This is a genomic window from Flavobacterium sp. IB48, from assembly GCF_016405855.1.
Taxonomy (GTDB): domain Bacteria; phylum Bacteroidota; class Bacteroidia; order Flavobacteriales; family Flavobacteriaceae; genus Flavobacterium; species Flavobacterium ginsengisoli.
On the sequence record NZ_JAEFCA010000004.1, the window covers coordinates 624,691 to 640,250 of the forward strand.

The 15,560-nt window shown below is 33.2% G+C and carries 10 protein-coding genes; 3 read left to right on the plus strand and 7 right to left on the minus strand.

Going from position 1 to position 15,560, the window contains the following annotated elements; translation table 11 throughout:
• Window positions 1-114 precede the first annotated feature (114 nt).
• Both gyrA and JC605_RS16290 read left to right on the plus strand, forming a co-directional pair.
• Window positions 115-2,760 (plus strand): DNA gyrase subunit A, encoded by a 2,646-nt coding sequence (gene gyrA, locus JC605_RS16285; RefSeq protein ID WP_198857200.1) that lies wholly within the window; start codon window positions 115-117, stop codon window positions 2,758-2,760.
• A gap of 36 nt (window positions 2,761-2,796) precedes the next feature.
• Window positions 2,797-4,065, plus strand: a complete 1,269-nt coding sequence (locus JC605_RS16290) for a tetratricopeptide repeat protein (RefSeq protein ID WP_198857201.1) — start codon at window positions 2,797-2,799, stop codon at window positions 4,063-4,065.
• Window positions 4,066-4,126: 61 nt separating this feature from the next.
• Here the strand turns inward: JC605_RS16290 and JC605_RS16295 are convergent, their stop codons facing one another.
• The 7 genes from JC605_RS16295 to JC605_RS16325 all read right to left on the minus strand — a co-directional run bounded on the left by JC605_RS16295 (window position 4,127) and on the right by JC605_RS16325 (window position 13,347).
• The gene (locus JC605_RS16295; RefSeq protein ID WP_111283188.1) at window positions 4,127-4,546 is read right to left on the minus strand and encodes an OsmC family protein; all 420 of its coding nucleotides are present in this window, start codon (window positions 4,544-4,546) and stop codon (window positions 4,127-4,129) included.
• A gap of 329 nt (window positions 4,547-4,875) precedes the next feature.
• Window positions 4,876-6,849, minus strand: a complete 1,974-nt coding sequence (locus JC605_RS16300) for a DUF349 domain-containing protein (protein WP_198857202.1) — start codon at window positions 6,847-6,849, stop codon at window positions 4,876-4,878.
• A 251-nt stretch (window positions 6,850-7,100) separates the two neighbouring features.
• The gene (locus JC605_RS16305) at window positions 7,101-7,853 is read right to left on the minus strand and encodes a lipid A phosphoethanolamine transferase (RefSeq protein ID WP_198857203.1); all 753 of its coding nucleotides are present in this window, start codon (window positions 7,851-7,853) and stop codon (window positions 7,101-7,103) included.
• A gap of 55 nt (window positions 7,854-7,908) precedes the next feature.
• Entirely contained in the window at window positions 7,909-8,661 is a 753-nt protein-coding gene (locus tag JC605_RS16310; protein WP_198857204.1) for a shikimate dehydrogenase, read from the minus strand.
• A gap of 2 nt (window positions 8,662-8,663) precedes the next feature.
• Window positions 8,664-10,058: a tetratricopeptide repeat protein gene (locus tag JC605_RS16315; protein ID WP_198857205.1), complete on the minus strand. Its 1,395-nt coding sequence runs from the start codon at window positions 10,056-10,058 to the stop codon at window positions 8,664-8,666.
• A 264-nt stretch (window positions 10,059-10,322) separates the two neighbouring features.
• Window positions 10,323-11,516: an aspartate aminotransferase family protein gene (locus JC605_RS16320; protein ID WP_198857206.1), complete on the minus strand. Its 1,194-nt coding sequence runs from the start codon at window positions 11,514-11,516 to the stop codon at window positions 10,323-10,325.
• A 142-nt stretch (window positions 11,517-11,658) separates the two neighbouring features.
• Entirely contained in the window at window positions 11,659-13,347 is a 1,689-nt protein-coding gene (locus JC605_RS16325) for an OstA-like protein (protein WP_233074132.1), read from the minus strand.
• A gap of 287 nt (window positions 13,348-13,634) precedes the next feature.
• On the opposite strand from JC605_RS16325, the gene JC605_RS16330 reads away from it, so the two are divergent.
• Entirely contained in the window at window positions 13,635-15,506 is a 1,872-nt protein-coding gene (locus tag JC605_RS16330) for an alpha-amylase family protein (protein ID WP_198857207.1), read from the plus strand.
• The last annotated feature ends 54 nt before the right edge of the window (window positions 15,507-15,560 follow it).

Consider the following 15,560-nt stretch of genomic DNA (forward strand, 5'->3'; position numbering starts at 1 on the left):
ATAAAGTTGTTAATAAATCGTTCAAATAAGTGTAAGGAAATAGCTGAAAAAATTTTAAAAAAACGTATCTTGGCACGCTTTGATAACTAATATAATTATTTAATATAACAACTTATGTCTGAAGGAGAAAAGTTAATTCCTATTAACATAGAGGATGAAATGAAGTCAGCTTACATCGATTATTCGATGTCAGTAATTGTATCGAGAGCACTTCCTGATGTTAGAGATGGCTTGAAACCAGTGCACCGAAGAGTTCTTTACGGAATGTATGATTTAGGTGTAACATCAAGATCTGCCCACAAAAAGTCTGCGAGAATTGTAGGGGAGGTTCTGGGTAAGTATCACCCACACGGTGATACCTCTGTTTATGATGCAATGGTGCGTATGGCGCAGGAATGGAGTATGCGTTATTTATTAGTTGATGGACAGGGTAATTTTGGATCTGTCGATGGAGACAGTCCTGCAGCAATGCGTTATACTGAGGCCAGAATGCGTAAAATCTCTGAAGAGATTATGGCCGATATCGAAAAAGAAACAGTTGATTTTCAATTAAACTTTGACGATACATTATATGAACCAAAAGTAATGCCTACCAAAGTTCCTACTTTATTAGTAAATGGAGCAACAGGTATTGCAGTTGGTATGGCGACAAATATGCCGCCACACAATTTAACTGAAGTTATCAATGGTACTTTAGCATACTTAGATAATAATGATATTGAAGTTGACGAATTGATGACACATATTAAAGCACCAGATTTTCCAACTGGTGGTGTAATATATGGTTACGAAGGTGTTCGCGAAGCTTTTAAAACAGGTAGAGGACGTATTGTAATGCGTGCGAAAGTTGGTTTTGAAGAAGTTGATGGAAGAGAATGTATCATCGTTACTGAGATTCCATACCAGGTTAACAAAGCTGAAATGATCAAACGTACAGCTGATTTGGTTAACGAGAAAAAAATTGAAGGTATTGCCAATATTCGTGACGAGTCGGATAGAAATGGTATGCGTATCGTTTATATCTTGAAACGTGATGCTACACCAAACGTGGTTTTAAATACTTTGTATAAATATACTTCATTACAGTCTTCTTTTAGTGTAAATAACATTGCATTAGTAAAAGGCCGTCCTCAAATGCTGAATCTGAAAGATATGATTCATTATTTTATTGAGCACCGCCATGAAGTAGTAGTAAGAAGAACGCAGTTTGAATTGCGTAAAGCTGAAGAAAGAGCGCATATTTTAGAAGGATTAATTATTGCTTCTGACAATATCGATGAAGTAATTGCGTTAATCAGAGGATCTAAAAATACAGATGAAGCTAGAGAAAAATTAATCGAAAGATTTAAACTATCAGATATTCAAGCTCGTGCTATTGTTGAGATGCGTTTGCGTCAGTTAACAGGTCTGGAGCAAGATAAATTAAGAGCTGAGTTTGAAGAATTAATGAAGTTAATTGAGCATTTGAAAGCTTTACTAGCAGATATTAATTTGAGAACAGATTTGATTAAAGAAGAGTTAACTGAAATTCGTGATAAATATGGTGACGAAAGACGTTCTCAAATTGAATATTCTGGAGGAGATGTAAGTATTGAAGATTTAATTGCTGACGAAAATGTAGTTATTACCATTTCTCATGCAGGTTACATCAAACGTACAAACCTTACAGAATATAAAACGCAAAATAGAGGAGGAGTTGGACAGAAGAGTGCAGGAACAAGAGATCAAGATTTCTTAGAGCACATGTTCGTGGCAACAAACCACCAATATATGATGTTCTTTACCCAAAAAGGAAAATGTTTCTGGATGCGTGTTTATGAAATTCCAGAAGGAAGTAAAACCGCAAAAGGTAGAGCAATTCAGAACTTGGTAAACATTGAAAGCGATGATAAAGTTAAAGCTTTCATTTGTACACAAGACTTAAAAGACAAAGATTATATCAATACGCATAATCTTGTAATGGTAACAAAACAAGGTCAGGTGAAGAAAACTTCTTTAGAGAAATATTCTAAACCAAGAGCAAATGGAGTTGCGGCTATTACAATTAAAGAAGGTGATGAGTTACTTGGTGCTCAGTTAACAAACGGAGAGAGCCAAATTATCTTAGCGGTTAAGTCTGGTAAATTAGTTCGTTTTGAAGAAACTAAAACACGTCCGATGGGAAGAACAGCTTCTGGAGTTCGTGGTATTACTTTGAAAGATGAAACGGATGAAGTAATTGGAATGGTTACTGTTGATAAAAATGATATTACAGAATCTCAGATTTTAGTTGTAACCGAAAATGGATACGGAAAACGTACTAAATTGGTTGATGAAGACGGAGAAGATGTGTACAGAATTACAAACCGTGGAGGTAAAGGAGTTAAAACGCTTAACATTACAGAAAAAACAGGTAAACTGATTTCTATTAACGCTGTTACAGATGCTGACGATTTAATGATCATCAATAAATCGGGATTAACCATTAGAATGGCAATTGAAGATTTACGTGTTATGGGACGTGCTACTCAAGGTGTTAGATTGATTAACCTTAAAGGGAAAGATTCTATCGCTGCTGTAACAACTGTAATGAAAGACGACGCCGAAGAAGTTATTGTCGATGAAGATGGTAATGTTATCGAAACTGTAATTGAAAGAGTGAAGCCAGATCTAGAGGTTCTTGAAGATGACGGAGCTGCAGAAGATGACGATGACTCTGATGATGAAGAAGTAGAAGATGAGGACGATGCTGACGCAGAGGACGAAGAATCTGAAGAATAAGTACAAACAAAAAATTAAATACAAACAAATACCATTATGAAAAGTAAATATGTAATACTTGCATCAGCATTACTGATCTCTGTAGCTACGTTTGCTCAAAAAGATCAAATTAAGAATGCTGAAAAAGCATTAAAAGGAGGAGATGCACAAGGAGCTCTTACGCAATTGAAAGATGCAGAAAGCTTAATTGCAAATGCTAAAGATACAGAGCAGGCACAATATTATTTCGTTCAAGGAAATGCTTTTCTTGACCTAGCAAATAAAAAGGTTGACGAAGGTAAAAACCTATTGGCAGCTGCAGACAGCTACAAAAAATTAATTGATGTAGAAAAAGCTTCTGGAAAACAAAAATATTCTACACAAGCAGCAGCGTCAATTACTAACATTAAAGGATTATTGATTAATTCTGCAATTGCTGATACTCAAGCTAACAAGCATGCTGATGGTGCTAAAAAATTGTACGAAGCATACGAATTAGATAAAAAAGATACTGTTAACTTGTATTATGCAGCTTCTACAGCTGTGAATTCACAAGATTTTGATCTTGCTTTACCAATGTATGAAGAGTTGAAAAAATTAAACTTTTCTGGAAAAGGAACTTTATACTTAGCTATGAATAAAGCTAATGGTAATGAAGATAACTTTGCTAATGCTAAAGAAAGAGATTTGGCTGTTAAATTAGGAACTCACGAAAAACCTAAAACTGAAGCTATTCCTTCTAAAAGAGGTGAGATCTACAAAAACTTAGCATTAATCTTGGTTCAAAAAGGACGTACAGAAGATGCTAAAAAAGCAATCGCTGATGCTAGAAAAGCAAATCCAGATGATAGTTCTTTAATCTTAACAGAAGCTAATTTATACTTAGAGTCTAAAGACTACGATATGTATAAAAAATTAGTTAACGAAGCTTTAGAGAAAGATCCTAAAAATGCTGACTTAGTGTTTAATTTAGGAGTTATTAGCGCTGGAGCTAAGAATAATGCTGATGCAGAGAAATATTACTTAAAAGCAATTGAAATCAATCCTGAATATACAAATGCTTACTTAAACCTTGCTGCTTTAAAATTAGAAGCTGAAAAACCAATCATTGATGAAATGAATAAATTGGGAACTTCGGCTAAAGACATGAAACGTTACGATGTTTTAAAAGCTCAAAGAGAAACTATTTTCAAAGGAGTTATTCCTTACCTTAAAAAAGCAAACGAATTAGATCCTAAAAACGAGGATGTTTCTAAAACATTATTGGGAGTTTATAACGCTCTTGAAATGACTGCAGAAGCTAAAGCTTTGAAAGCAAAAATGTAATTGCTGCTTTTTAAAAATAAAAAAAAACCATTCACCGCGGTGAATGGTTTTTTTTATGCTTTTAGCTGATTAACTCAGCTGATAAAGTGATTGTAGTATTCAATAGTTTTGAAATTGGACAGATTTCTTTTGCTTTTGCTGCAGTAGAAGCAAATTCTTCTGCAGAAATTGAAGGAACTTTCCCCTTTAAATCTAAATGAATTAAAGTGATTGATCCATCTTCAAAAGTTACTGTGGCTTCTGTGGTTAAGTCATCTGCTGTAAAGCCAGCCTCATTAAGTAAAAAGCTTAATTGCATTGTAAAACAGCCCGAATGCGCTGCTGCAACCAATTCTTCTGGATTCGTTCCTACGCCATCAGCAAATCTTGTCTTAAAAGACAGTTGTGCGTTATCTAGAGTTGTGCTTTGCGTGCTTATTGTTCCTTTTCCTTCCATACCGGTTCCTTTCCAGTTGGCGTGTGCTTTTCTTGTAAATTTCATATTCTTAATTATTTAAAAATTAGTATTAAATGTTATTCGTTTGATGTTAATGAATAGTGGTAACTCAAATATAATCAATATTTTGCAGAATAGTTTTATGAAATTTAATGAGATTGTTAAGTTTTAGGTTTTGGAATGACGATTTAACTGCAAAGCGCACAAAGATTTACGTAAAGTTCGCAAAGTTTTTAAATAAAGCTTTGCGAACTTCGTGCTTTTATAAAACCTTATATATTTAAAAAATTTTGCGGATTTGCGCTAAAAAATAAGTACAAAAAAAGTGTAACAATTGCTTGTTACACTTTATTATTTTTAGAATTCGACTAGAATTACTCTTGTCCTAAGTTTCGAAGTTGTTTCAATTTGTCTTTCCAAACTTCAAGGCTTTCTTTGTGAATTGCAATGTTTTTGCGAACCTCTGTAACAATTGAATTCTCCTTTTTAGCATTTTTGGTATTAGTAAAGAACTGAATGTTGTTTTCTAATTGGAAAATTTCATTTTGTACTTCTTCAATTTTACGCATAATAAAGATTTTTTCATTGTCTAGTTTACGCGTATCGTTGCTGTCGGTTAGTGAGTCAATGCGGTTTGCAAAACGCATCATTTCAGATTCTTTTTTGCTTAAGCTTAGTTTTTCAAAAAGAGCATCTAATATTTTATTGAACTTTCCTTCAATATGTCTTCTTGAAAAAGGAACTTTTCCAAAGCCTTTCCAAGTCTCAATATGTGCTTTTATGGCATCTAAATCTGTTTTGTGTTCTCCTGTTAATTGAAAAGCGCGTAAAGTATCTAGATATGCTTTTTTATTGTCAAAAGCAGCGACTTCATCACTATTTTCTTCAGACTTGTGCTCTTTTAATTTATCAAAATAATGGTTGCAGGCATCTTTAAATTCTTTCCAGATTTTGTCTGAATACTTTTTAGGAACATGGCCAATTTGCTTCCATTCTTCCTGGATTTGTTTCATTACAGGTGTAGTAGCTTGAAAATCGGTGCTTTCCTGTAATTCTTTGGCTTTAGCAACAAGAGCCAGTTTTTTATTAAGATTATCGTTCTGATCTTTTTTGATATCCTTATAGAAAGAGTTTTTGAAAGCGTTAAAATTTCTAACTGCAGTTTTAAAAGCTGCCCAAGTTTCCTCATTTACTTCAGAAGGTACTTTTCCTGCAGCAAAAAACTCATTTCTTAAATCTTCTACTTTCTGAATTTGAACAAGCCACTGTGAGTGAGAATTTACTTTTTCGCTGCCAAGCGCTTCAATTTTAGCAATAATCTCTTTTTTTACTTCCAGATTTTTCTGCTCATTTGCTCTTTGGCTTTCAAATAAAAGTTCTCTTTTATCGTGTATTTTTTTAGTCAATTCGCTAAATTGATTCCAGATTACATCACGATGTTCTTTAGAAACTGGTCCAATTTCTTCTTTCCAGATTCTGTGTAAATCTTGTAATTCACGGAAAGATTTGCTCACATCGGTATCATTAACCAATTCTTCAACGCGAGCTATGATTTTTTGCTTTAATTCTAAGTTATGTTTAAAATCTAAATCTCTAGCCTCACGATCTAAGTGAAGATAATCATAGAAGTTTTCAACGTGAAAATGGTAATTATTCCAAACGTGATTGTACTTGTCTTTCGGAATTGCTCCTGCATTTTTCCATCTTTCTCTTAATTCATTAAAATGTTTAAGAGTGTCTTTAATGTTTTCCTGCGGATTAATTAATTCTTTTAATTCTTCAACAATAGCCAAACGAGTATCTAAATTGGTTTTTAGATTAGTTTGTAAATGTTTAAAGTGAGCATTTCTTTTCTCTCTAAAAACATTATAATATTCGTCAAATTTTGATTTTAAAGGAAGATGATATTCAAATTCTTCATTAGGATCTGGATTAGAAGCTAAAAATTCTTCTTTTTTCTCCTCAATAAGGTGATTGTATTGTAATAAGAAAGCCTTTTTGATTTCTTCAATATGATCTTTTACAGACATTACTTTATCTGTATTAACCAGTTTTTTTAATTCATCAACAAGGGCATCTAGAGAAAACGTGTTGTAATCTTGCATAGGAATGTCATGACGTTCCTTCAAAGTTTCGTCTTCGCCTTCAGCAGCATTTGAATTTGTAATAACATCCAATGCTTCTTGATGAGCATTTTCCTGTTGTTCCAATTCAGTTTCTGAGACCAAATCTTCGGTCAAAGTTTCAGAATCTGATATTTCGATTGCTTCATTTGTTACAGAATCATTTATTTCGATTCCAGATTTTCCGTCTGCTTCATGCAGGTTATCATTCTTTTCTTCTAACATCTTTAAAAATGTATAAGGTTTTTATTTTAAACAGTGCGAAAGATAGTAAAGGTGTTTCTAACTACAAAATAAATCCTTTGTTTATACGCTAATTTGCGATAAAATTCTTATTGTTTAATTCAATTGAGCAGTATGATATATTAATTTTTGGTGTTTTAATTGATAAGATTGAAATAATACTTTTTGAGATTTTTAAATAAAAAAATAAATGAATCATAAAAAGTAAAGCTTAATTAGCAGTTTGTTCCTAATTAAAACAAAATTAGCATACCGACTTCCATACCAAAATTATACGATTTTTCTCCACCAAAAGCTATGCTTGGGTGTACATAAACTAAGTTTGTTGGAGTTATTTTTCGGCCAAATTCCATAAAAGCATTATTTTGAAATCCTTCTAGAATGTAATTGTATCTAAAAGCTACATCTGTAGCAATCCAATTTTTGCCAAAGAACCATAACAAGTTATTCTCTAGTAAGGTTACGCTTATGTCGCTTCGATTACTGGATCCTGCAAAACTTTGAGAATGCTCCAAAGTTGCAAACCATAAAAATCTTTTGTGATTGAAGTATTTTGCAAAAATACCGGCAGGGATAACAACCCATTTTCCGGTACCAAAACTTGGATCTGCGGCAGAATTTGAGATGACACGGGTTCTAAGTCCAATTCCGTTATTTTTTTTAAAATAAGGAATAAAACTTACTCCAGCACCTACGTCGCCAAGTCCAGTTTGATTGATAGAATTGGAGTTGGTCGAAATTAAAGGTAAATCAAATCTCAGATTCCAAGCTTTGTTGCCTATTGGCTGTAAAACACGTAAATTTGTGGTATTATACGAACCGTTCTTAGTGTCTAAGTATTCGTTGTACAGTAAAATGGTTTGCAGAAAGTAATGATAACGAGGTTCGGCAAATGGACTATTGCTTCTGTCGATGTCCTCGTCTTGAGCCACTGCAAGAAATGTAATAAGAAAAAAAATGCTAAAGTAAAGTAGTTGTTTTTTCATAACTGTCTGCAAATGAGTAGACTAATTTACGAAAATTACTTTAACATTTTGTTTTTTATTTGTTCCAGATTTTCCAAGCTTTTTCGGCTTGAAAAATAAGCATATCATGTCCATTTTTTATTACAGCTCCCATTTCTTTTGCTTTTCTCAAGAAAGTAGTTTCTGCTGGATTGTAGATTAAATCGTATGCAATATGTTTTTCTGTAAAAAACTCGTAAGGTAAATTTGGACAAGCATCAATATTTGGACTCGTTCCAACTGGCGTGCAATTGATTACGATTTGAAAATTATCAAAAGTAGTAGCATTGATTAAATCATAATCAATAATGTTTTCTTTTGCTTCTCTAGAGACAAAAGTGTACGGAATATTCAATTCATCCAAAGCAAAAGCGACACCTTTAGAAGCACCGCCTGTTCCTAAAATAAGTGCTTTTTTATGATGTGGCTCTAGTAATGGTTTTAGAGATTTCTTAAATCCGTAATAATCGGTGTTGTAGCCTTTTAATTTACCATTTTTGGTAAACTTAATGGTGTTTACAGCGCCAATTAAAGCGGCTTTTTTTGATAATTTATCTAAGAATGGAATAACTTGTTCTTTGTACGGAATGGTAACATTTAAACCCTTTAAATCAGGATTGTTCTTAATTAATTCTGTAAAGTAATTAATCTCCGAAATGTCAAAATTCTCATAGCTGTTACCAGCAAAAACTTCATTATTAAATTTTTCTGTAAAATAACCTTTTGAAAAAGAGTAGCTTATGTTGCGTCCTAATAATCCAAAACGTCTTCTTAATAAAATATCAACCATTCTTATTTACGATGTTTTTCTATATAATTTTTTACTGTTTTTTTTGTCCAAACCACAGGAAACAAATCTTCGATCAAGATATAATTGTCAAAGTTTAGGCGTAAGCCATTACTTAAATGGAATTTAGCTTTTGTATTGTCTTGAATCATAAAATACAATCCAGCCAAACGATATTCGATTTCATTTTCTTCAGGGAAATATTCGGAAGCTTGCAATAAAGTTTGAATTGCAGTTTCAAATTCTCCTAAAAACTGAAGAATATCAACCCAGTACAACCAAGTGTCTAATGCATAATCGCCAAACTCTACTGCTTTTCTAAAGCCAAATTCGGCTTCTTCAAAGAAATTCATTTGTTTGTTGATTGTTGCGTATCTTTTCCAATACAAACGATTCTGATTGTCAATTGCCAAAGCTTTATTTACAAAAAACAATGCTTTTTGATAGTTTTTTTGGCGAAGATGAAAATCTGTAATCGCAATCCAACCTTTATCCAAAAGCGGATCTTCATGTACAGTTTGGTTGTAATATTGGATCGCTTTCGCTAAATTTCCAAGTTTTTCATAACATTTACCAATTCGAAGAAGAGCATACGAAGTCGCATCGTCCAATTCGATAGTTCTGTTATAACTTTCGATTGCTTCGTTGTATTTTTTTAGGCGCTCATAAGCTTTTGCTTTTTCCATAAAAGCACCCAAAAATTCGTCATCAATTAACGTTGCGTAATCAAACGCACGAATTGCTTCTTCGTATTCTTTTACGCCATAATGAAGACGCCCAAGCTGATGCCAAGCAATTTCGCTGTAAGGGTTTCTGTTGATGTATTCGTTTAGATAAACAATAGCTTCTTGATTTTGATCTAAAAATTCAAAACAATACACTACGTTATAGAGAGCAGATTGATCTTCTAAGTCTTCTTCAAGACATTTGATGAAACTGTCTTTTGCCATTTCGAGATTATCCATAAAAAGATATTCCATTCCAATCAAATTATACACATCTGCATAATCATCAGTGTATTGAAGCGCAATTTTTAAAAGCTCTACTGCTTTTTCGTGTTGGTCTCTTTTGGAACAGATATTGGCTTTCTGGATATAGATTTCCTCGTTGTTAGGTTCAATTGCGTATAACTCATTCAAAAGCTTTTCAGCGATCTCAAGTTTATCATCATAGACTAGCATTTCTACTTGTACTAATTTTAAGCCTGTAGATTTTGGATGCTGGTCTAAAGCAAGTTTTAAGGCCTTCTTTGCTAAATTAGCCTTACCTATGTCTAAATAATGAAGAATTATTTCTTCGAATTCTTCAGAATCAAAAAAGAGTACTTTGTTGGTTTTTAACATCGACTCAAATTTGGATAGGGATAGGTTATAATCTTCTTCTTCGTTGCTTAATTGCATACTTCGTATATTTGAAATTAGCCTGATATAAATTTAGGCAACCATATAGTTGTTGTAAGGATAAGAAATTAATTGTTTTGAACAATTTAATTAACAATATATAGCGTTTTTTATTCTATTTTGGGAAGAAATCTCCTTTATTATTAGGGGATTAACTTCGGTTTTGTCATTTTTTTATTTGTACTAAAAGATTTAACCGAAATACAAATTGAGTATTAAGTTCTGCCATTTTTATTAAAAGCAGCACTCAAATAATTTTGTTTTTTAATTGTTATTCTTTTTTATTATTCCGTCCATAACGTCTAAAATAATAGCACAACCTTCTCTAATTTCGTCTTCAGAAATAGTCAAAGGAGGTGTAATTCGTATTGCGCATCCTTCAAATAAAAGCCAGAATAAAATAAGTCCTCTGTCTTGACAGGTTAAAATGACTTCGTTTGTAATGTCTGCCGATTCTGTCATTGCAGCAAGCATTAATCCTTTTCCTCTAACTTCTGTAATCAAAGGATGTACCAAAAGCGATCTGAAGAGTTTTTCCTTCTCCAGCGTTTCTGCCATTAAATTTGTTTCAGTTAATTCTTGCAAAGTAGCCAAACAAGCTGACGCAATGACAGGGTGACCTCCAAAAGTGGTGATATGTCCTAATTTTGGATTTTCAGTTAAAAGATCCATTTTTTCGGCAGAAGCGGTGAATGCGCCAACTGGCATTCCGCCACCCATTCCTTTACCCATAACCACGATATCTGGAACAACATCATAATTTTGAAAGCCAAAAAGTTTTCCTGTTCTTCCAAAACCTGGCTGAATTTCGTCAACAATCATCAAAGCTCCAACCTCATCACAGCGTTTACGAACTTTTTCAAGAAAGTTGTTTTCTGGCTGAATAAAACCAGCTCCACCTTGAATGGTTTCTAAAAGAATAGCGGCTGTTCGGGTTGTTATTTTTTGTAAATCTTCTTCGTTATTGAAAGTAATAAAATCAACATCTGGAAGCAAAGGTCTAAAAGCTTGTTTTCGTTCCTCGAATCCCATAACACTCATGGAGCCCATTGTGTTTCCGTGATAAGCGTTGTGGCAAGAAATAAGCTGGCTGCGGCCTGTAACTCGTTTTGCGAGTTTTAAAGAGCCTTCAATTGCTTCTGTACCCGAATTTACCAAATAGGTTTTGTTTAAAGATTCTGGAAGGAGAGAAGCCATTAATTTGCAATATTGAACCGCAGGACTTTGAGAATATTCTCCGTAAACCATTACATGAGAATATTTGTCCAACTGATCTTTTATAGCTTGATTTACTCTAGGATGCTGATGTCCTAAAGTACAAGCCGAAACTCCGGCAACAAAATCTAAATATTTTTTATCGTTTGTGTCGTATATGTAAGATCCAATGGCATGTGAAACTTCCATTCCGAGTGGATAAGGAGAAGTCTGCGCTTGGTATTTTATAAAATCTGGATTCATTTTTTTGAGGTTCAAAGTAGCAAAGGTACTGAGGTTCTAAGGTTTTTTAGCTTTACACTTAGGTTAACTTTTTAGGTTAATTTTTGCGAAATAATAATTCGCAAAGAAGCTGTAAACGTCACTGAGACTGTCCTAGATAAAATTACTTGTCTTTATCTTTAGCCTGAGGTTCTGTTTTGATCAGAGGTTTCGGATTCTTCTTGTCATAATCCAAAGTTTCTTTTCTAACTTTCATTGGAACGTTTTTACCTTTTTCTTCCTGTTCTTTCCCTTCTTTAATCAGTTTTTCATTCATTTCATTTTCTTCTGCGGTAAAAATATCATCTTTCGATTTTATTCTTTCATCGCCTCGCCAATTCATTCCTCGAAGTTTTCTAGCATTTTCAGGAAGTTCGTCTTCGGGGTATATATCTCCATCAACTTTATTGAAGAATGTAATCGTTTCAACAGCATTATTTTCTAAGATCATATTGATCTTACTGCTCACATTTTTATTGATTCCAATTAGTTCATTGGCATCGTTTCGCATATAATAAACGACTTCAGTGTTTTTTATAACATCAACATCATGCAGTTTCCCATCCCGAAATTTCCCAAACAAATTAATTCCCTTGACCTGATTGTAACCGGTTCCGAGAGTATCCTTGGAGAGGACAAAGGTGTTATTTAATACTTTTAGAGAATCAATTTTTCTTGTTTTATTGTCGCCAATCAAGTGCATTATATCTCCTGTAATTTGGTTGTCGCCATTCCAAAGAATCGGATTTCCAATAAGCTTAGTTAAAGCTGTTTTAGAATTCGAGTGTATAGAATCACATTTGCCACTCATATCTGTTTTATAAAAACGAACATTATTAAAAGCACGCAAAATTCTTTCTCCCTCTTTTCCCGTTACCAGTAATTTCTTTCCATGAATGTAAACGGAATCATTTTCAACCAAATTAATAGCAACCGCTCGTTTGGTTACAAACATTGAGTCTTTAAGTTTATAAAGCTCTGCATAATGACCTTTTACAATTCCTTTATTAATAGAGTCGGTAATTTTTACATTCCGTGTTGCCGATGCAAATTCAATATTTCGATTATAATACAAACTATCGCCCTCTATAAGCCTGTCGTCATATTTTATATAAGATCTTCGAAGAAAATGAGCTAAGTTTTTTTTCGTATCGTAAAAGCCTTTTTCAGTATAAATATAGTTGGCTTTACTTGTAATAGTTGAAGGGCCAAGAAGATAAGTATGTCCAGAATTACTGTAATAATCCAAATGATTCGATTTAATCACATATTTCGGATTTGTAATCGTAACTTCAGTCAAAAACTGGAACTTCTTTTCCTTTACAAAATATCTTCCCGATTTACTTACCAGAGTATTATCTTTATTTACGATAGTACCCTTTGTATTGTAAAATGCTTCCTGAACATTTCTATCAAAATTAATCGTATCAGTCTGCAAAGTAGCATCTGGAGAAGTTAAAACAGCATTTCCTGTAGCAAAAGCTTTTTTTTCATTTCCGCTATATTCGGCATATTTACTATTTAAGAATAAAGTATCTCCCTGTACTAATTGTACATTTCCAAATGCTTTTAGATAGTTTTCTTTTTGAAAAAAATAAGCTTTATTGCAAGTCAATACAACACCGTCATGATTAACTTTTACATTTCCAGTAAGTAAAAGCGCATCTGGTACATTAACTTGATCCACGTCAGAAAAATCGGCATTCTCAATGACGATAGTTTTAGGAGCTTGTGTGGTTTTTTTGGCCTGCGCAGAAATAAATTGTACACCAAGTAACAGATAACAAAATATGAAAAAGAGTGATTTCTTCAACTGATTAAATTTTTGTCAAATTTATAAAAAAGGTTAGAACCAATGGTTCATATTAGGATTAATTTATCAATACTGGTCAACATTCGACCCAGAAGTTCTATGTTAATTATTTTTTCAACAAAACATCCAACTCTCACGTTGTAGTTGCCGTATTTTAGATTTTAAAGATACCATTTTAAACAGATGTTATCCTAAATTTTAAAAAATGAGCTACATTTAGAAACTAGTTTTAATGCTTTTAGCCAGATTAAAATTAAAAACGAAGTTAAGTATAGCCCAAAAAATATATGATAAGTAAAAAAATAATTGCAGCCGGAATTACATTAACGATACTATTTTCAGCTTGTAAAACAAAAGATTTAAAAATGAATACAGTAAAAGAGCAAACTCCAGCAGAAAAGAAAGTGGTAGTTTATCAAGTTTTTACGCGCCTATTTGGAAATAAAAACACAACCAATAAACCATGGGGAACTATTGAAGAAAATGGTGTCGGTAAGTTTAATGATTTTACAGATAAGGCGCTTCATGAAATAAAAGATCTTGGTGTTACTTATATTTGGTATACTGGAGTTCCTCATCACGCTTTGGTAAATGATTATACGGCTTACGGAATTTCTAATGATGATCCAGAAGTGGTAAAAGGCCGCGCAGGTTCTCCTTATGCAGTCAAAGATTACTACAACGTAAATCCAGATTTGGCTGTAAATCCTGCAAAGCGTCTAGAAGAGTTTGAAGCTTTAATAAAACGTACTCATAACGCAGGTTTGAAAGTGATTATCGATATTGTTCCGAATCATATTGCGAGAAAGTATGAAGGGAAATCGAATCCTGCAGACGTAAGGGATTTTGGTGCAGATGATGATGTTTCTGTTGAGTACAAACGAGATAATAATTTCTATTATATTCCGAAAGAGCATTTTGAAATTCCGGACGGAGATATTCCTTTAAATGGAGAAAAAAATCCATTAATTGATGGAAAATTTGATGAAAATCCAGCAAAATGGACTGGAAATGGTTCTAGAAAGTTTAAACCAGACCAGAACGATTGGTACGAAACGGTAAAAGTGAATTACGGAGTGCGTCCAGACGGAATTAAAGATTTCTCTGAACTTCCTAGTGGTTTTGACCAAAAAAACTATCAAGAACATTTTGCTTTTTGGCAAGATAAAGACGTTCCAGATTCTTGGAAAAAGTTTAGAGACATTGCATTATACTGGACAGCAAAAGGTGTAGATGGATTTCGTTACGATATGGCAGAAATGGTTCCGTATGAATTTTGGAGTTATATGAACTCATCAATTAAAATGAAAAATCCGAATGCTTTTTTATTGGCCGAAGTTTATAATCCGAATGAATATCGAAACTATATTCGTTTAGGAAAAATGGACTATTTGTACGATAAAGTTGAAACGTATGATAAACTGAAAGATGTTATTCGAGGTAAATCTTCACCTGATGAATTAACAAAAATCCAAAACGGAATGGCAGATATTGAACATCATATGCTTCATTTTCTTGATAATCATGATGAACAGCGTTTAGCAAGTCCAGAATTTGCAGGAACGCCAGAAAGAGGTAAACCTCTGATGGTTGTTTCGGCGACAATTAGCACTTCTCCAACAATGATTTATTTCGGACAAGAAGTAGGAGAGGCCGGAAATGAAGATGCAGGTTTTGGAAAACGTTCAAGAACATCCATTTTTGATTATATCGGAGTTCCAAATCATCAGCGTTGGATGAATGATGGTAAATTTGATGGTGGACAACTTTCTGCTTCAGAAAAAGAATTGCGTGATTTTTACAAACGGTTATTGAATTTTACAATCAAAAGCAGTGCTTTGATGGGAAGTTTTGAAGAAATTCAATCAGCAAACAGACAAAGTAATGAAGGTTACGATGTGTTATTGTACTCTTATACACGTTGGTCAGAAAATCAAAAACTGATTGTTATTGCTAATTTCTCTTCTGAGAAAGGAAGCGAATTTGGTTTAAAAGTTCCTTCATCGGTTATTTCAAAATGGAATTTAAAAGATGGAGAATATCAATTGAAAGAACAATTATATCAAAATAAAACATTTGTATTAAAAGTTCAGAATGGAGAAGGAGAGGCAAAAATTGCAATCCAACCTTCAGAATCTTTAATTTTAGAGTTAAAATAAAAGTTTTAGATTATAAAAAGAGAAAACTTGTTTAGAGAAACATCTAAGCAAGTT